This window comes from Melaminivora sp., assembly GCF_032059615.1.
GTDB lineage: Bacteria > Pseudomonadota > Gammaproteobacteria > Burkholderiales > Burkholderiaceae_C > Melaminivora.
Map to the genome: position 1 here is coordinate 32,490 of NZ_DAMCAM010000002.1, position 16,512 is coordinate 49,001.

The following is a 16,512-nucleotide window of genomic DNA, read 5'->3' on the forward strand; positions in this document are numbered from 1 at the left end:
TGCCATGGACTTCGACGACCCCCTCAACACCCAGGCGCACATGCGCCGCGTGCTGCGCCTGCGCAAGCAGCGCCGGCGCACGCAGCAGGTGGTGGGCGTGTTGCTGCTGCTGGCGGGTTACGTCTGCCTGGCGGTTTCGGCGGACACCAGCAGCCAGTGGCTGCTGCTGAGGGTGGCGGGGGGCTTTTTGCTCATCTTTGCCGGCTTTGGCGTCGCCATCGGCCCGACCATCTCCGCCCTGCTCGGGGACCATGACTGAACCAGCGTCCGCGCCCGCCTGCCCCGTGCTGTGGGTTGAGGACGACCCGGTGCTGTCCGACTGGGTGGCCGAGGCGCTGCAGGATGCGGGCTGGCAGGTGCTTGTGGCGCACGACCGGCCCGGGGCGCTGGCGCTGATCGAGCGCGAAGTGCCCAAGGCGCAGCCCTGCGTGGCGCTGCTCGACATGGGTCTGCCCCCGCACCCGGGCCGCCCCGACGAAGGCCTGCAGCTGCTGGCGCAGCTGGTGCGCCAGTGGCCGCTTCTGCATGCCGTCGTGCTCACCGGGCAGGGCGAGGCGGCGGTGGGCCAGCAGGCGGTGCAGGCGGGGGCCTTCGACTTTCTTACCAAGCCTGTAGCCTCGGGCGTGCTGCGCCAGGCGCTGCAGCGCGCGGCCTGGTTCGCGCTGCGCCAGCAGGAGCTGCTGGCGCAGGGGCATCTGCAGTTGACCGTAGCGGCCCAGCTGTCCGAGGGCCTGCGCGAGGCCAGCGATCAGGTGGCCGAGCAGATCATTCGCCACGTGCTGGGCTGCAATGGCTTCAACGTGGCGGCCGCCGCGCGCAGCCTGGGGCTGGAGCGCGAGCAGCTCTACTATCACATGAAGAAATTCGGCATTCAGCGCCAAGCGCCGCTGGCCGGCGGGCCGGGCGAGGGCTGACTGGTGGACCTGCTGCCCTGGCTGCTGGTGGCCCTGGGCCTGGTGTTGCTGCTGGCGGCCTGGGCCGTGTGGCACCGCGGCCGGCGTCTGCGCCGCAGCATGGCCGAGCTGCTGGCCCTGCCCGCAGGCATGCACCCGCTGCAGTGGCCCGCGCACGCCTGGCCGGCGCTGGAGCGCTCGGGCATTGCCGGCATCCACTGGCAGGGGCAGTGGTTTGGCGACGACGTCGGCGGCAGCCAGGGCCGTCCCCGGGCGGCGCACTGGCCGCGCCAGACGCTGGTGGCCGGCCCCGACTGCGAGATCACCCTGTACTGGGCCGACGTGGGCCACACCAACGAGGCGCGCGCCCTGGCGCTGGCGGTGGTGGACGTTTTTGCCCAGGCCTGGCTGGCCAGCATGCGCGAGCGCACGCAGGCAGTCGCCGTGGCGCTGGCGCAGCGCGCGCAGGTGCAGCTGTACTGGCAGCACGACATGCGCAATTTGGCGCAGTGGGTGGGGCTGCTGGCCGAAGAGTTTTCCGGCGCCACGCCCGAGCAGCTGCCCCGACTGGCCCAGCGCCTGCAGCGCCAGGCCCCGCTGCTGCAGGCCCGGGCGCAAAAACTGCTGGCCGCGACGCAGGCCCCGGCCGGGCGCGGTGCCCCGCCGGACGGCCTGCACGACGCCCACCGCGTGATCACCAATGCCGCCGAGCTGGCGGGCCTGGGCATCGTGATGCAGGGCGTGGCGCAAGAGGGCGACCTGCCGCCCTTTCCGCTGGCGCCAGCGCAGGTCGAAGCGCTGGAGCGGGCGCTGGACAACGTGTTCTCCAACGTCGCGCGCGATGGCAGCGTGCGCCGGGGGGCGGGGGCGTTGGACTGCGCATGTGAAGTCGTGGACGGCGGGCAGCTGCAGGTCCGGCTGCGCACGCCGCGCCTGTCCACGCCCTGGCCCGAGCGGCCTTTCGAGCCGCTGCAGTCGCCCAGCGGCTCGGGCATGGGGCTGTACCAGGCACGGCGCGGCCTGCGCGACGCGGGGGGCGACCTGCAGGCCAGCGCCAGCCCGCAGGGCGTGACTTTTACGCTACGCGTGCCGCTGTCGGACGGACGGTGTCAGGAAATTTGACTTTTGCGGCCCTGCGGGCAGGGGCAGAATGGTCTGCAGGGGTTGCCATGGGGGCAGCCCACAAGGTTGATCAACCAAGGAGGGTTTTTTATGAAAAAGATGTCCATCCACCGCCTGGGCCGCAAGACGCAGTCGGGTTTCACGCTGGTGGAAATCGCCATCGTTCTGGTCATCATCGGCCTGCTGCTGGGCGGTGTGCTCAAGGGGCAGGAGCTGATTGAGAACGGGCGGGTCAAGAGCGCGGCGGCTGAGTTCAATGGCGTTACCGCCGCATCCACGAGCTATCTTGATCGTTACCGCAAGTCCCCTGGTGATGACAACACGCCCACCTTGGCCCAGCGAGGCAGCGCTTGGACTGGCATGCCTCTTGGTGATGGCAATGGCCGTATCAATGCCACAAACGCTCAGGTGTTCACCGGGGCAGCCGAGAATGATCTGTTTTTTCGCCATCTGCGCGCAGCCGGCTTTCTCACCGGTGATGCGAGCGGTGTGGGAGCGGCTGCTTTGCCTACCAATCCCTGGGGCGGCCTGACCGGTGTGATGGGTGGCACGGCAGTGCAGGGGCGTCCGGCCATCAAGAATCTGGTTTGCATGTCCAGGGTTCCTGGAAAGGCCGCTGCCGCCCTGGACTCGCAGCTGGACGATGGAAAGCCTGACACTGGCACCCTCCGGGCCACCCAGGCGGTGGCTGGTGCCAATACGGCCCCGACAGCAGCCGTGGTAGCCAATGGCTACAACGAAGATAACGTCTACACGATCTGCCGCGATCTGAGCTGATCGAGAGACTTGCAAATAAAAAATGTCCGCTGTCAAGTCTCTAATGCGGATATGCAGCGGTGCGAAAGGTCTTACGGGGCAATGGGTTAGGCCAGATTCGACCTTTCGCGTGCGCTCGCCGCTTTTCGAGCTAGGTGCCGCATAGGCGCTTCGTGGTGGTGAGCGCAGGGGCATCGCAGCGGGCAAGGTCGCATTGCCATCATAGCCTCGGCTTGTCGCCGCCCAGCTCCCAAAGCGAAGCGCAGCCCGTGGGCTGCGCTTTCGTTGGTGGCGCGATGACAAGGGTATCCGCGTCGTCAGAGCTGTTTCGGTTTCGGTGGTGAGGCCCTGGTCATCGCTCCCTTCCGGAATCCCCGATCCCCCGCCATGAACGCTTCCAGCATGTGCGGAATCAGCGTCGCCGCATCCACAGCCTCGCCATACGCTTGTGCGTGAAGCGCAGCGTACTGGTCGAGGTCGGCTTTCAAGCTGACCGGGCATGCAAAGGTCAGCTTGGTGGATTCAAGTTTCGGCAACGGCCCGAGGCGGAGCTTTTTCGTCGTACTCATCGCGTAGTCCCCCTCTGGTAGAACAAGGGCTGGTAAGGACGGAGCTGCAAATCGCGGTTGGCGACGATCCGCACCGACAACCCCGGCCGCGCCGTCAGCGTCGGCTGGATGTTCATGTTGCGCCGGGTCAGCTCCTGGCCCACCTGGTTCACGCTGTCCTGCAAGCCATCGCGCCCAGCGATGATGATGCGGTTGCCATCCTGCCGGTTCTCCGGCGCGGCCAGCTCGGCGCCCACGCCCAGCAACGTGGTCAGCGCCGCGCCGGCAAGGATGCGGCCCCAGTGCCGGTCAATCTCGTCTTCCACGCCGGCATAGCCTGCCGGATCAGTGCCCACGAGGTTGTCCAGCGTTAGGGAAGACGTATCTGGCAGGATGATCCGGTTCCACACCATCTGCACCCGGCTCTGGCCGTAGCTGACCTGGCTGTTGTATCGGCCCAGGATGCGCGAGCCCTGTGGGATCAGCAGGAACTTGCCGGTGGCCGTGTCATAAACCGGCTCCGTCACCGTGGCGATCACATCGCCCGGCAGGTCGGACTTGATGCCCGTCACCAGCGCTGCCGCAATCACCGTCCCCGCCATGACCTGGTACGGCGAGGCCGGCATCTGGAGATTGCCGGAATTGCGGGTTTCCGTAGTACCGCCTTTCAGGAAGGCTTCTTTTTGCTCCTGCCGGTTCTGCACCGTGGTCGGATCGGCTGGCTGGGTCGCGGTCGAGGCTGGCCCGGCGGCCAGCGGGTCGAAGGCCGCCATGGCGCTGGGTGCACCGGGTGCCTCTTGCGCGGCAGCGCCAGCGGTTTGTCCCGGCTTGCCCGAGCGGAAGAACACCGACGAAGCCGCCGCTGCTTCCGCCTCCTTGCGCAAGGCATCTTCGGGATCATGGCCCGGCGGCGCATAGGTGGGCGTCATCGGCTGCTGCGAGGCCACGATCGCCGGGCCGAGATCGCCCGGCAGCGGCGGCCCCAACTCCGGTACCTTCGGCAGCTTGGAGTAGTCCGAAGGCAAGCCATCCAGCCCTTCGGACTTGGACACGCGATCGACGTTGTAAAGCTCTGTCTGGTCGTTGGCACCGCGTCGGTGCGGTTGCAGCGACCAGATCGTGGCGCCGAGCACGGCGACCGACAGGCCGCCAGTGAGGATGGCCAAGGTGCGCCGGTTCAGGCGCGTGACCGGGCGCGGTTGAGCGCGCAGCGCCACCGCCTCGGGCGCCACCTTGCCCGCCTGTGGCGTGGCGAGGTCGGGAGTGTCATCTTGGTTCATGGTCAGTTCCTCCGCGCAACGCCATCCGTGCGCTCGATCCGCACCACCTCGCCCCCACCACTTCCGTTTCCACCGCCCAGCCGCAGCTCGGCCGCACCGAACAAACGATCCACGATGTAGTACGGCGAACGAAAGCGGTAGTTCACCAGTTGCCCGTCGCCCTGCGCGCCAATGACGAACAGCGGCGGAAGCTCGCCCTGGGCGATGCCCGGTGGGAACTGGATGTAGACCTTCTCGCCATCGTCAAAGGCGCGCAGCGGCTTCCACGGCGGATTGCTGCCGCTGACCGCGTAGCGGAAGCGGATCTTCTCCAGCGATAAGCCGCTATCGACCGGCGCGGCGGCGCTCGCCGCCTGCGCCTGGCGCTGCAAGGCCAGCATCTTGTCCTTCGGGTACTCCCAGGACACCGACGCCATCCACGTCTTCTCGGTCGAAGTCAGCTCCAGCAGGTAGGTGCGGCGGCTGGTGGTGACGACAAGATTGGTTTTCAGGCCCGAGCGGATCGGCTTGACCATCACGCTCACCCGCAAGTTCGCACCGGAACCGCTGGACGTGTCGCCCACGATCCAGCGAACGGTATCGCCCGCAGCCACTGTCACCAGTTCTTCGCCGGGTTGCAAGGCAACCACCGTCACGCGGCCCACAGCCGCATAGACCTGGTACAGCGCACCATCGGTGAATGGCCAGACCTGGATTGCGTTGACATAGCCCTCGCGTGTGGGCGCGATACGCGCCTCGGCATTGGCACGCGATACCCGCACCTTTTCGTCGGCTGATTCCGGCGACGGTTTGGCTTCCTCGGCTTCGGGCAGAGACTTCAACTGTGATGGCAGTGCCAACGGTTCGGGCATCGTGACGATTTCAATCTGCTTCGGTGCCTCGGGCAAACGCTGGGCCTGCACTGGCTCGTCGAGCGAAATGGACGGCGGCGGCTTGCCCTGCGTGGCACAGCCCGTGAGGGCCAACAGGATCGCCGACAAGGCAGATTTACAGAAAAGTGCATTCATGGTTTTGCTCCTTCGTTCGCTTCCAGTTCACGGCTCCACGACAGGCCGTTGACGTAGATGCCCAGAGGGTTCTTGCGCACACGCTGCTCGGTGCGTGGGGTTTGCAGCACGGTGGAAACCACCGCGTTCCAGCGTTCGGTACGATCCAGTGCGCCGTTGACGAAGCGCGTTTCCGTCCAGCGCACGTTGAAAGACTGGTCACTGGCGCGAGTGACACTGCTGATCTGTACCGTCACGGATTCCTTGCCAATGCGCGAGAACGGGTCATGGGTTCGGGCGTACTCGTTGAGCACCACGGCCCCCTTGTCGGTGGTGTAGTCGTAGGCATCCAGCCAGTTCTGCCGCACCACGATGGGGTCGATGGACAGTGCGCGCACCAGAGAGATGAAGCGGCCCAAGTGGTAAGCCACCTGCGCATCGCTGGGCTGGTACGGGGTGGCGGCTTCGCCGACAGCACGCACTTGGCCCGCGTTGTCCACCTCGATGACATAGGGCGTGACGATGGACTGCGCCGAGCGCCAGACCAGGCCGCCCGCCATCAGCACGGCCAGCGTGAGGCAGCCAAAAGCCATGAAGCGCCAGTTCCTGGCCTGCACGCGGGCCGAGCCGATACGCTCGTCCCAGACTTGGGCCGCGGATTGGTACGGGGTGGCAGGCTGCGGCGTATCGGCGTAGCGCACCTGCGGTCGTTTGAATCGCATGGGAGCTCTCCTTATGAATCAGAATCACGAAGGCTCGGGCCTTGGCTGGAGCTGCCGCCATCGCCACCGCGTAGCGTGTGGGCGGCCGTGGTTGCTGCATGGCTGAGTTGCTGCCTGCGATGCAGACGCTTGGCCCAAGCGGGTTGTTCGGCGGGTGGTGATGAAGCGGTGGCATTGCCGGCTCCAGCCGCTCCCACTCCAGAGCTGGGGTCACCGCCTTCCCGGAACGCGGCTGCGGCATGCTTTGTCATCGAGCGCGCGCCATCGGCCACTTTCTGCCCAGCCGCCTGCGCGCCAGTCTTGGCGACATTGCCCACGCCAGCGGCAGCACCCTTGAGGCCACCGCCTGCCGAAGCGGAGCCCGCCTGGTACGCCGACCTGGCACTGCTGGCGGTCGATGCCATCGAGCGGGCACCGTCTCCGGCCATCTTGGCGGCTGCGGGCGCCATGTGTGCTCCAGCCGCCACGGCGCTGCCGACGCCTGTGGCCGCAGCGCCAACCGCGACAGCGGTTCCGGCCGCGCCGATGGCTGCACCCGCCATCGCGCCCGCGCCGAGCTGCGGTCCGCCGGATACCAGCCCCGCCGCAATGCCCGGCCCGAAGATGCCCAAAGCCAGCATGGACAGCGAGGCCAGCATGATGACCAGTGCCCGGTCAATCGACGGCTCCGAGCCAGCCGGTATGTTGAACTCGGAGAACAAGCCCGAGCCGATGCCCACGATGACGGCCAGCACCAGCACCTTGATGCCCGAGGACACCACGTTGCCCAACACCTTCTCGGCCAAGAACGCCGTCTTGTTCCAGAGGGCGAACGGCACCAGCACGAAGCCCGCCAGCGTGGTCAGCTTGAACTCGATCAGCGTGACGAAGAGCTGCACCGCCAGCACGAAGAAGCTGACGATGACCACCAGCCATGCGAAAAACAGCACGACGATGGGCATGATGTTGATGAACACCTCCGGGAAGCCCGCCATCTGCTTGATCTGATCCAGGATGGGCGCCCCCGCGTCGATGCCCACCTTGGCAAGCCGCCCCGGCTGCAAGAAGTTCGCCATGCTCAGGCTGGAGCCGCTGGCGGTCAGGCCCAGACCCGCGAACGAGCGGAACACCACGCTGGCCAGTGTGTTGAAGTTGCCGATGATGTAGGCGAAGGCGCCCACGTACAGCACCTTGCGGATCAGCTTGGCGATCACGTCCTCGCCCTGGCCTGTGGCGTGGCCCATCGCCCAGAAGAGCCCGGCGAGCGTCATGTCGATGACGATCAGCGTAGCCGTGAGGAATGCGACCTCGCCGTGCAGCAGCCCGAACCCTGAGTCGATGTAGCGCGAGAAAACATCGAGGAAACGGTCGATGACCGAAACGTCGTTCATGGCCGCCCCGTCAATTGCCATAGAAATGGACGGTCTGCGGCGTGTACGGCGTGCCGGTACCCAGGAAACGCCGCGTCACCTCACGCCCGCGCTCCACCGCTGCCGCCTGCCGTGCCAGTTCCAGCGAGGCCGCCCGGTCTTGGGTGATCTGCAGCCGCTGCGTCTGGATCGACTGCTTGGCCTGCAGGGCCAGCAGCTGATTCATGGCCTGCATCGCCTGCAGAGCCCCAACCGCCGACTGGCTCTTGCCCACGAGGTCGGCCAGCACCCCTTCGTCGTCGCTCAGGTTCTGCGATGCCTGGGCCTGCATCTGCATGGTGGTCTGTAGGCCGTTGAGCGCGTTCTTCCAGCGTTCCTGCGTATCGCGGTACATCTGGTCGCCGCTCACCGTGGCGGCGTATTGCTCGGGGTATAGACGCTGAAACTCCCGATCCAGATTCGTCACGTCATAGGCCAGGCCCTTGGCCTGAGCGATCAGCCGCTGGGTCAGCGCCAGGTTGGCCCGCAGCCGGCTCACCACGTTGAACGGCAGGCTGGCCAAGTTGCGCGCCTGGTTCGTCAGCATCCGCGCCTCGTTCTGAAGTTGCTGGATCTGGTTGTTGATCTGCTCCAGCGTGCGGATCGCGGTCAGCGTGTTCTGCACCAGGTTCGTGGGGTCGATTACGACCCATTGCGCATGGGCAGTGGCGGTGCAAAGCATGGCCGCGACGGCGGCGGCGAGAAGACGCTTTTTCATGATGGGTTCTCCTGGAGGTGGGTGGACTGGAACGAGGACAGCAGGTCTGCAGCCCAATGCAGGCCTCGATGGCGCAGCCACGCGGCTGCGAACGGAGGGGACGCGGACGAAGCCGCAATGAGCACCACATCCATGTCACGCTGGTCTTGCGGCGTGGAAGCGCCCGCGAAGGCCAGTGTGGCCGGCCCCAGGTCGAGGTCGAACAGACGGTTGCCGAGACGGGACTGGTAGTAGTAGTCGCGCTTAGGCTGCGCGGTAGCGACGATCTCGATCTGCCGGTTGTTGAGGCCGAAGCTCTGGTAGATCGTCTTGATCTGCGGCTCGGTCGCCTGCGGATTCGGCAGAAAGATGCGGCTGGCGCAGCTTTCGATGATCGCGGGCGCGATGCTCGAATCCTTGATGTCCGCGAGCGACTGCGTGGCGAAGATGACGCTGACGTTCTTCTTGCGCAGCGTCTTGAGCCACTGGCGGATGCGAGCCGCAAACACCGGGTCGTCGAGGAACAGCCAGGCTTCATCGAGGATCAGCAGCGTGGGCGCACCGTCAAAGCGGTCATCAAAGCGCGCAAAGAGGTAATGCAGCACGGCCATGACGGCGGCCTTGCTGTGCATCAGCTCTTCCATCTCGAAGCACTGCACGGAGTCGAAACCCAGGCGATCCGAATCTGCATCCAGCAGCTTGCCGTGCGCGCCGCCCAGCACATAGGGTGCGAGCGCTTGGCGCAGTGCGTTCGATTGCAGCAGCACTGACAGGCCGGTCATGGTGCGCTGCTCCACCGGCGCACCGGCGAGGCTTCCCAGCGCCGACCAGATGGCCGCCTTCTCGTCGGGGCCGACTGCTACGCCTTCGTGCAGCAACCGGCCTTCGATCCATTCGGCGGCCCAGGTGCGGTAGCCCTCGCGGTCGATGCGGGCCAAGGGCTGGAACGCGATCTCGCCATCCATGCCCAGGTCGTAATGCTCGCCGCCCAGGCCCAGGATGGTGGCGCGCATTGAGCGCCCCATGTCGAAAGCGAAGATGCGCGAGCCGGGGTAACGGCGGAACTGCATCGCCAGCGTGGCGAGTAGAACGGACTTGCCCATGCCAGTCGGCCCGGCCACCAGTGTGTGCCCCACGTCGCCGATGTGCGTGACCAGCCGGAACGGCGTCGCCCCTTCGGTGCGCGTGACGATCAGCGGCGGCCCATCGAGGTGCGTGTTCTTCTCCGGTCCAGCCCAGACGGCGGACACCGGCATCATGTGTGCCAGGTTCAGCGTCGAGACGATGGGCTGGCGCACGTTCGCGTAGGCGTGGCCAGGAATCGAGGACAGCCACGCATCGACCGCGTTCAAGGTTTCGGGGATGGTGACGAAGCCTCGGCCCTGAATGACACGCTCCACCCTACGCAGCTTCTCATCGGCCACGGCGGGATCGGCATCGAGCACCGTCACCGTGGCGGTGACGTAGCCAAAGGCCACTTGATCGGCGCCCAGCTCCTGCAAGGCGGCATCGGCGTCCGCCGCCTTGTTGCTGGCGTCGGTATCGACCAGCAGCGATTCCTGCTGGAAGATGGTTTCACGCAGCAGAGCCACCACGTTCTTGCGCTTGGCAAACCATTGGCGGCGCAGGCGGGTGAGTTCTTTTTCCGCGTCGGCTTTATCCATGCAGAGGAATCGCGTTGACCAGCGGTAGGCAAAGCCGAGGCGGTTGAGGTCGTCCAGAATCCCCGGCCAGGTCGAGGTCGGAAAGCCGCGCACCGTCGCCACGCGCAGGTGCTGGTCGCCCAGCATCGGAGCCAGCCCACCAATGAGCGCGGAATCGGCCAGTAGCGCATCAAGGTGGAATGGCACTTCCGGAACGGCCACGCGGTAGCACCGTGTGGAAATGGTCGAATGCAGATAGGTCAGCATCTGCGCGTCGTCCAGCCACGCGATCTCCGGCATCACGCCATCGAGCAGGTCGAAGATGCGATCCGTTTCCGCGATGAAGGCTTGCAGCCGTTCGCGCCAGTCCACGCCTTCGGCGGGCCGGTTCTCGTACAGCAGCCCGGCCGCGCGGGCACGGGATTCCTCGGGCGGCAGGTACACCAGTGTCAGGTGGTAGCCGCTCTCGAAGTGGTTGCCCGATTCCTCGAAGGCAGCGCGGCGTTCCTCGTCCACCAGCCACGACAGCGGCTCCGGGAAATCCGAGTGTGGGTAATCCGCCGCCGACTGGCGCTCGGCCTCGATGAATAAGGCCCAGCCAGAACCCAGCCGGCGCAGCGCGTTGTTCAAACGCGCCGAGGTGGCGATCAGCTCACCCTGCGTGGCGCTGTCGAGATCCGGCCCACGGAACCGCGCCGTGCGCTGGAAGGAGCCGTCCTTGTTCAGCACCACGCCCGGTGCGACCAGCCCGGCCCAAGGCAGCCAGTCGGCCAGCAGCGCGGGCCGTTGACGGTATTCGGCAAGGTTCAGCATGGCATTCCCCTCACACGTCCAGCATCGGCCGGTGCTTGATGTGCCGCGCGAACACCTGCATGAACTGTGGATCGACGCGGGCACCCCAGACGGCCAGCGAGTGGCCGGCGATCCACAGCACCACGCCTGGAATCCACAGTTGCAGGCCCAGCCCCACGGCGGCGGCCAGCGTACCGTTGGCAATGGCCACGGTACGTGGCGCACCGCCTAGCAGGATCGGCTCGGTGAGCGAGCGATGCAGCGGCACCTCGAAGCCGACTGCGAAGGTGTCCGGGGCGCTCATACGATGGCTCCGCCCGAGAAGCTGAAGAACGACAGGAAGAACGAGGACGCGGCGAACGCGATGGACAGGCCGAAAACGATCTGAATCAGCTTGCGAAAGCCTCCCGAGGTATCGCCGAAGGCGAGTGCGAGGCCCGTGGCGATGATGATGATGACGGCGACGATGCGCGCCACCGGCCCCTGGATGGATTCGAGGATGGATTGCAGCGGCCCTTCCCAGGGCATGGAGGAACCGGCGGCCTGCGCTGTGCCGGCAAGGAACAGCAGTAGCGCCGCCAGCAGCAGCCCTTGCCCCGCAGAGCGGGACAGGCTGTGCAGCCGCGCAAGGCGCAAAGCCGGATCTACAGAAAAACGGAAAGCAGCAACGTGCGTCATGGAAATTCTCCAGGTGGGTCAAGGGACAGGGAAGGTGCAGCGGCAGGCGCTGCGGAGGAAACAGGCGGCAGTTCGGGAAACGGCGTCTCCATCGCATCCGCCAGTTGGTAACCCACACCGTCGAAGCCGACGATGCGGGCGATGCTCTCGATGCGGCGCTTGCGCCCGCGTCCGGCGATGTAGATCACCACGTTGACCGCCTCGGCGATCAGCGCACGGGGCGGATTTACCGCCACTTCGAGGATCAGTTGCTCCAGGCGCAGCAGCGCGCCCAGGGCAGAGCCGGCATGGATCGTGGCGATGCCGCCCGGATGGCCGGTGCCCCACACCTTGATGAGATCCAGCGCCTCGGCGCCGCGCACCTCGCCGACCACCACGCGGTCAGGCCGCAGTCGCATGGACGAGCGCACCAGCTCCTGCATGGACACCACGCCTTGGCGCGTGCGCAGCGGCACGTGGTCACGGGCCGCGCATTGCAGCTCCACCGTGTCTTCGAGCACCAGCACGCGGTCGCCCGTGGCGGCGATCTCCGCCAGCAACGCATTGGCCAGCGTCGTCTTGCCGCTGCTCGTGGCCCCCGCGATCAGGAGGTTCTGCCGCTCGTGCACCGCGCGGATGAGAAAGTCCGCCTGGTCGCTGGTCATCATTCCGTCGATGACGTACCGCTCCAGCGGAATCACGCCGATGGCGCGCTTGCGCAGCGCGAAGGCCGGCCCCGGCGCGGCGGGCGGCAGGATGCCCTCGAAGCGCTCGCCAGTCTCCGGCAGCTCGGCCGACAGGAGCGGCTGGCCGCGATGGACTTCCGCGCCGACGTGAGCGGCCACCAGCCGGATGATGCGTTCGCCGTCCGTTTCGGACAGCTCCGTACCCATCGGCGCGCGCCCCGATGAAAGCCGGTCGATCCACAAGGTGCGATCCGGGTTGAGCATGATCTCGACCACGTCAGGGTCTTCAAGCGCGGCGGCGATCAGCGGCCCCATCGCAGTACGCAGCATCTGGATGCGGCGATCCAGTGACTTAGCGGCCGATGAACGTGGTTCTGGCATGGGTTGGGGAACCGCGCTCATGAGGCACGCTCCTGCGCTTCGGCCGTAGCGGCCGTGGCCGCCACGGCCTCCATTCGCACTGGATCGGGATGCAGTTCCTCCACCACGTCGCGCACCAGGCTGCGCCCGCGCAACAGGTGGCGGCCCAACTGCTCCACAAACTGCTCGAAGCGCACCTTGCCCTGCGCGCGGGCTGCGTCCTGATGGGCCTCGGGCACGGGAGTGCTCACGGTCAGAAAATAGCGGATGAACAGCGCCAGCGTCTCGATCTGGATGTTCTGGTCACGCTCCATGCGTTCGGCCTGGCGCGACAGGCGATCGAGCCGCTTGGCAATCGCCGCCTCGCGCTGGTCGGCCGCATCCGGCGACAGCCAGGATGCCAAAGCGGCAGCGACGATGGAGGACTTGGATACGCCTTTCTTGGCGGCCAGCTCATCCAGCCGTTTGCTGTGCTCGGGCTGGATGAATACATTGAGGCGGTGCTGGGTCATAGGTCAATTCCGTCATCTGGGTTGAGGGATGCCAGCCGGGCCGTGCGCTGCAGCGCCGGGTCAAGCTGGCGCGGGAGGGGAAGCGGCGTGTCGTCGTCATCGAGCAGCGCAAGGTCGTTGGCTGCGAATGCCTGTTCGGGTTGGTACTCGGAGACTTCGGACAGCTCGGGCTGGCGGCGCGGGCCGCCATCGTCGGCACTGCCCAGGCCATTGACGGCTTCGAAGGTCGATGCCGCTGATACAGCAGGAATCGCCAGCCCGCTCCAGTCATCAGCACGGGCTGGTGGCACGTCGGCATAGCGCCCCGCAGCAAGCACGGGCGGCGGCAGCACGCGGTACTTGAAATTGCTGTCTGCGTAGTAGCGCAGCTTCTTGGCTTTGATCGGTGCGAGGCTGGAGACCATCACCACCGCCTCGTCGGGCGGGAGCTGCATCACCTCTCCGGGCGTGAGCAGCGGGCGGGCCGTTTCCTGGCGCGACACCATCAGATGGCCCAGCCACGGCGCGAGCCGGTGGCCCGCGTAGTTGCGCTGAGACTTCAGCTCGGTGGCCGTGCCCAGGGTTTCGGAGATGCGCTTGGCCGTGCGTTCGTCGTTGGTGGCGAACGTCACTCGGACGTGGCAGTTGTCGAGAATAGAATGGTTCTGTCCATACGCCTTGTCGATCTGGTTCAGACTCTGCGCGATCAGGAAACTGCGGATGCCATAGCCCGCCATGAAGGCCAACGCCGTCTCGAAGAAGTCCAGGCGCCCGAGCGCCGGGAACTCATCGAGCATCAGCAGCAGCTTGTGGCGGCGCGCGATGCCATCGGAGCCATCGAGCGATTCGGTAAGCCTCCGCCCAATTTGGTTGAGGATCAACCGGATCAGCGGCTTGGTGCGGCTGATGTCCGAAGGCGGCACCACGAGGTACAGCGAGACGGGATGCTCGGCAGCAATCAGATCGGCGATGCGCCAGTCGCAACGCGAAGTGACTTCGGCCACCGTGGGATCGCGGTACAGGCCGAGGAACGACATGGCCGTGGACAGCACGCCCGAGCGTTCGTTGTCTGACTTGTTTAGGACCTCGCGCGCTGCTGATGCCACCACCGGATGAGGTCCGTCACCCAGGTGCGGCGTGGTCATCATTCGGTGCAGCGTCAGCTCGAAGGGGCACGCCGGATCACTGAGAAAATTGGCAACGCCCCGCAGCGTCTTGTCCTTGCCTGCATAGAGCACATGCAGGATGGCTCCCACCAGCAGCGCGTGCGAAGTCTTCTCCCAGTGGTTGCGCTTCTCCAGCGCACCTTCGGGATCGACCAGAATGTCCGCGATGTTCTGCACGTCGCGCACCTCATGCGCGCCGCGCCGCACTTCCAGCAACGGGTTGTAGGCCGCCGACTTGGCATCAGTGGGGTTGAACAGCAGGCAGTGACTGAAACGACTACGCCAGCCTGCGGTGATCTGCCAGTTCTCACCTTTGATGTCATGAACGACGGTGGATGCGGGCCATGACAGCAACGTAGGCACCACCAGGCCGACACCCTTGCCCGAGCGCGTGGGCGCGAAGGTCAGGACATGTTCCGGCCCTTCGTGGCGCAGGTACTCATCGCCATGCCGACCGAGGAACACACCAGCGGGCTGGGTCAGGCCGGCCTTGCGAATGTCGCTGGCGTCGGCCCAGCGGGCCGAACCGTAGGTCGTAACCAGGCGCGATTGGCGCGAACGCCAGATAGACATGCCGATGGCAACCACCACGGCCACCAGGCCGCTGCCGCCGGCGATGACGCCGCCCGTGTCGAAGATGCGTGGCGCGTAGGCATCGAAGAAGAACCACCACTCGAACAGCCGCCACGGGTGGTAGATCGGCGTGCCCAGCAGATCAAACCAAGGCGAGCCCAAGCGTAGCTGGTAGCCCAGGGCCGCTGCTGTCCATTGTGTGGCGCTCCACACTCCGGCGATCACGATGCCGAACACCACGGCGATCTGACCGAACAGCACGTTCGTCCCTTGCATTCCCAGCCTCCGATCACGGCACACAGACGTGCCGCAGGCATCAGGATCAGTGCCGTGGGGAGTAACGGTCAAAGACCGTTATCAGAACGAAGATGATGCAAAAAAGCATCGATTCAGGCAAGGACGAAGACAGTAAAAACGCCGCAAGCAAAGGCGCGTTGCGGCGTGGCAAGCAAAAAACGAGCGATGGATGGCCTATCCGGCCACAGTTAGAATTTCGGCGGCTCCTTGGGCGGTGTATAAGGCACCTTGCCATCGCCGAAGAAGCGGCGATTCGTCGCTTCAGCCACGCGATTGCACAGTTCGTCGCCCAACTTGGCACGGTCCAGCTTGCACTGCTGGCGCAATTCTTTCAGCCGCTCGGGATCTGCTGCCAAGGATTCCACCGTCTCGCCTGGAGCAGAAGACTGGCCGCAAGAAGCTAATAGCGTGGCTAACGACAATGAGGCGAATATGTTGAAGGGGCTCATGACATGATTCCTCGAAAGTGTGGCACTTGAGAGGTTGGTTTGGACGCTAGGCGTCATCCGATCCCTGGGATGCCAGCCGCTCAATAAAACGAGCCAGTGCCTGCGACGGTTCGGTATCCCGGCGCAGCAGATAGGTGGTCAGCATAGGGGAGTGCCCTGCGAGCGGGCGGCCCACTACGCCGTGTTCGCGGCTGGCAGCAATATGCGCTGCGCCCGCAAGCCCTAACGCCAAACCGGCCGACACAAGCGCCATCATTACATCAAATGTGGCGACGTGCTGAACCACCAATGGCTCCTTTTCCTGCTTGCGCAGGATTCGGTCGATTTGGCGGGCATGGCCTTCGCAGACGGCGGGATCGCCCAGCACAAGGGGGTAACGTAGCACTTCCTCCAGAGGGATTCGCTTATAGGCCAGAGCCGGATGGCGTGCGGGCACGGCCACCATCAACTCGTCTTCCCAGGCCGACTCGACGATGATGCCGTCGCCCACTTCGTCGGCCATCGAGAAACCCGCGTCATACAGGTCATCATGCAAGCCCTTGAGTTGTTGGGCTAACGGAACCTCGAACAGCCGTATTTCTATTTCCGGGTCTTCCTCGCGGCAGTGCGCCAGCAGAGCAGGCAGGCGCGACGGCGTAATGCCATCGGACAAGGCAAGGCGCAACTGCCCATGGAAACCATTGGCGGCCGATTTCACGCTTTCGCGGGCTTGCTCCAACGCGGTAAAGACACGCGGTACATGCTTCAGGAATAGCCTACCCGCAAGTGTCAGCCGCGTGCTGCGACTGGTGCGGATGAACAACTGCACCCCCAACTCTTCCTCCAGTTCCTTGACGGTACGTGAAAGAGGCGACTGTTCTATATGAAGTTTTTCGGCCGCGCGTGCAAAATGAAGTTCTTCCGCGACCGCCAAAAAGCAGCGGAGATGACGCAATTCCATGGGGCGATGCCTCTGTAGAAAGTCGATTGCATGAATTGCGTATTCATTATTCAGTTCATTCCTGAC

At 65.4% G+C, this 16,512-nt stretch carries 18 protein-coding genes; 4 read left to right on the forward strand and 14 right to left on the reverse strand.

The window, feature by feature from the left end; genetic code table 11:
* Positions 1-4: 4 nt before the first annotated feature.
* From RT051_RS00735 to RT051_RS00750, 4 genes are all read left to right on the forward strand, one after another.
* Positions 5-259, forward strand: coding sequence for a hypothetical protein (locus RT051_RS00735; protein WP_313069979.1), 255 nt, complete (start codon positions 5-7; stop codon positions 257-259).
* Positions 252-914, forward strand: coding sequence for a response regulator (locus RT051_RS00740; RefSeq protein ID WP_313069981.1), 663 nt, complete (start codon positions 252-254; stop codon positions 912-914). Before RT051_RS00735 ends, RT051_RS00740 begins: the two co-directional genes overlap by 8 nt.
* Positions 915-917: 3 nt before the next feature.
* Positions 918-2,015: an ATP-binding protein gene (locus RT051_RS00745; RefSeq protein ID WP_313069984.1), complete on the forward strand. Its 1,098-nt coding sequence runs from the start codon at positions 918-920 to the stop codon at positions 2,013-2,015.
* 90 nt (positions 2,016-2,105) lie between these two features.
* A complete protein-coding gene (locus tag RT051_RS00750) occupies positions 2,106-2,792 on the forward strand; it encodes a prepilin-type N-terminal cleavage/methylation domain-containing protein (protein WP_313069985.1) in 687 nt (228 codons plus the stop codon).
* Between the two features lie 296 nt (positions 2,793-3,088).
* Here RT051_RS00750 and RT051_RS00755 read toward each other — a convergent pair whose 3' ends face one another.
* The 14 genes from RT051_RS00755 to RT051_RS00820 all read right to left on the reverse strand — a co-directional run bounded on the left by RT051_RS00755 (position 3,089) and on the right by RT051_RS00820 (position 16,446).
* Complete coding sequence (locus RT051_RS00755; RefSeq protein WP_106683246.1) at positions 3,089-3,340, reverse strand: DUF2274 domain-containing protein; 252 nt, start codon at positions 3,338-3,340, stop codon at positions 3,089-3,091.
* The gene (locus RT051_RS00760) at positions 3,337-4,599 is read right to left on the reverse strand and encodes a TrbI/VirB10 family protein (protein ID WP_106683247.1); all 1,263 of its coding nucleotides are present in this window, start codon (positions 4,597-4,599) and stop codon (positions 3,337-3,339) included. Before RT051_RS00760 ends, RT051_RS00755 begins: the two co-directional genes overlap by 4 nt.
* 2 nt (positions 4,600-4,601) lie before the next feature.
* Positions 4,602-5,606 (reverse strand): P-type conjugative transfer protein TrbG, encoded by a 1,005-nt coding sequence (trbG, locus tag RT051_RS00765; protein WP_106683248.1) that lies wholly within the window; start codon positions 5,604-5,606, stop codon positions 4,602-4,604.
* Positions 5,603-6,307: a conjugal transfer protein TrbF gene (gene trbF / locus RT051_RS00770; RefSeq protein ID WP_106683249.1), complete on the reverse strand. Its 705-nt coding sequence runs from the start codon at positions 6,305-6,307 to the stop codon at positions 5,603-5,605. Before trbF ends, trbG begins: the two co-directional genes overlap by 4 nt.
* An 11-nt stretch (positions 6,308-6,318) precedes the next feature.
* On the reverse strand, positions 6,319-7,677 hold the full coding sequence (trbL, locus tag RT051_RS00775) for a P-type conjugative transfer protein TrbL (protein WP_106683250.1): 1,359 nt from the start codon (positions 7,675-7,677) through the stop codon (positions 6,319-6,321).
* A 10-nt stretch (positions 7,678-7,687) separates the two neighbouring features.
* Positions 7,688-8,413, reverse strand: a complete 726-nt coding sequence (gene trbJ, locus RT051_RS00780) for a P-type conjugative transfer protein TrbJ (protein ID WP_106683251.1) — start codon at positions 8,411-8,413, stop codon at positions 7,688-7,690.
* Positions 8,410-10,848, reverse strand: a complete 2,439-nt coding sequence (trbE, locus tag RT051_RS00785; protein WP_106683252.1) for a conjugal transfer protein TrbE — start codon at positions 10,846-10,848, stop codon at positions 8,410-8,412. Before trbE ends, trbJ begins: the two co-directional genes overlap by 4 nt.
* Before the next feature lie 10 nt (positions 10,849-10,858).
* On the reverse strand, positions 10,859-11,131 hold the full coding sequence (locus tag RT051_RS00790) for a VirB3 family type IV secretion system protein (RefSeq protein ID WP_106683253.1): 273 nt from the start codon (positions 11,129-11,131) through the stop codon (positions 10,859-10,861).
* Positions 11,128-11,505: a TrbC/VirB2 family protein gene (locus RT051_RS00795; RefSeq protein WP_106683254.1), complete on the reverse strand. Its 378-nt coding sequence runs from the start codon at positions 11,503-11,505 to the stop codon at positions 11,128-11,130. Before RT051_RS00795 ends, RT051_RS00790 begins: the two co-directional genes overlap by 4 nt.
* Positions 11,502-12,572, reverse strand: coding sequence for a P-type conjugative transfer ATPase TrbB (gene trbB, locus RT051_RS00800; RefSeq protein ID WP_313070003.1), 1,071 nt, complete (start codon positions 12,570-12,572; stop codon positions 11,502-11,504). The genes RT051_RS00795 and trbB overlap by 4 nt, the downstream gene beginning before the upstream one ends.
* Entirely contained in the window at positions 12,569-13,042 is a 474-nt protein-coding gene (locus tag RT051_RS00805; RefSeq protein WP_106683256.1) for a CopG family transcriptional regulator, read from the reverse strand. Before RT051_RS00805 ends, trbB begins: the two co-directional genes overlap by 4 nt.
* On the reverse strand, positions 13,039-15,036 hold the full coding sequence (locus RT051_RS00810) for a conjugal transfer protein TraG (RefSeq protein WP_106683257.1): 1,998 nt from the start codon (positions 15,034-15,036) through the stop codon (positions 13,039-13,041). The genes RT051_RS00805 and RT051_RS00810 overlap by 4 nt, the downstream gene beginning before the upstream one ends.
* A gap of 209 nt (positions 15,037-15,245) precedes the next feature.
* Positions 15,246-15,506, reverse strand: coding sequence for an EexN family lipoprotein (locus tag RT051_RS00815; protein WP_106683258.1), 261 nt, complete (start codon positions 15,504-15,506; stop codon positions 15,246-15,248).
* Positions 15,507-15,552: 46 nt separating this feature from the next.
* A complete protein-coding gene (locus tag RT051_RS00820) occupies positions 15,553-16,446 on the reverse strand; it encodes a LysR family transcriptional regulator (RefSeq protein ID WP_106683259.1) in 894 nt (297 codons plus the stop codon).
* Between the last annotated feature and the right edge of the window lie 66 nt (positions 16,447-16,512).

Bases quoted from the DNA above. Each gene is read 5' to 3' on its own strand.
- trbJ (WP_106683251.1), bottom strand. From the start codon at position 8,413: ATGAAAAAGCGTCTTCTCGCCGCCGCCGTCGCGGCCATGCTTTGCACC.
- RT051_RS00755 (WP_106683246.1), bottom strand. From the start codon at position 3,340: ATGAGTACGACGAAAAAGCTCCGCCTCGGGCCGTTGCCGAAACTTGAA.
- trbG (WP_106683248.1), bottom strand. From the start codon at position 5,606: ATGAATGCACTTTTCTGTAAATCTGCCTTGTCGGCGATCCTGTTGGCC.
- RT051_RS00750 (WP_313069985.1), top strand. From the start codon at position 2,106: ATGAAAAAGATGTCCATCCACCGCCTGGGCCGCAAGACGCAGTCGGGT.
- RT051_RS00810 (WP_106683257.1), bottom strand. From the start codon at position 15,036: ATGCAAGGGACGAACGTGCTGTTCGGTCAGATCGCCGTGGTGTTCGGC.
- RT051_RS00760 (WP_106683247.1), bottom strand. From the start codon at position 4,599: ATGAACCAAGATGACACTCCCGACCTCGCCACGCCACAGGCGGGCAAG.
- RT051_RS00815 (WP_106683258.1), bottom strand. From the start codon at position 15,506: ATGAGCCCCTTCAACATATTCGCCTCATTGTCGTTAGCCACGCTATTA.
- RT051_RS00740 (WP_313069981.1), top strand. From the start codon at position 252: ATGACTGAACCAGCGTCCGCGCCCGCCTGCCCCGTGCTGTGGGTTGAG.
- RT051_RS00790 (WP_106683253.1), bottom strand. From the start codon at position 11,131: ATGAGCGCCCCGGACACCTTCGCAGTCGGCTTCGAGGTGCCGCTGCAT.
- RT051_RS00795 (WP_106683254.1), bottom strand. From the start codon at position 11,505: ATGACGCACGTTGCTGCTTTCCGTTTTTCTGTAGATCCGGCTTTGCGC.
- trbE (WP_106683252.1), bottom strand. From the start codon at position 10,848: ATGCTGAACCTTGCCGAATACCGTCAACGGCCCGCGCTGCTGGCCGAC.
- trbB (WP_313070003.1), bottom strand. From the start codon at position 12,572: ATGAGCGCGGTTCCCCAACCCATGCCAGAACCACGTTCATCGGCCGCT.
- trbF (WP_106683249.1), bottom strand. From the start codon at position 6,307: ATGCGATTCAAACGACCGCAGGTGCGCTACGCCGATACGCCGCAGCCT.
- RT051_RS00735 (WP_313069979.1), top strand. From the start codon at position 5: ATGGACTTCGACGACCCCCTCAACACCCAGGCGCACATGCGCCGCGTG.
- trbL (WP_106683250.1), bottom strand. From the start codon at position 7,677: ATGAACGACGTTTCGGTCATCGACCGTTTCCTCGATGTTTTCTCGCGC.
- RT051_RS00805 (WP_106683256.1), bottom strand. From the start codon at position 13,042: ATGACCCAGCACCGCCTCAATGTATTCATCCAGCCCGAGCACAGCAAA.
- RT051_RS00820 (WP_106683259.1), bottom strand. From the start codon at position 16,446: ATGGAATTGCGTCATCTCCGCTGCTTTTTGGCGGTCGCGGAAGAACTT.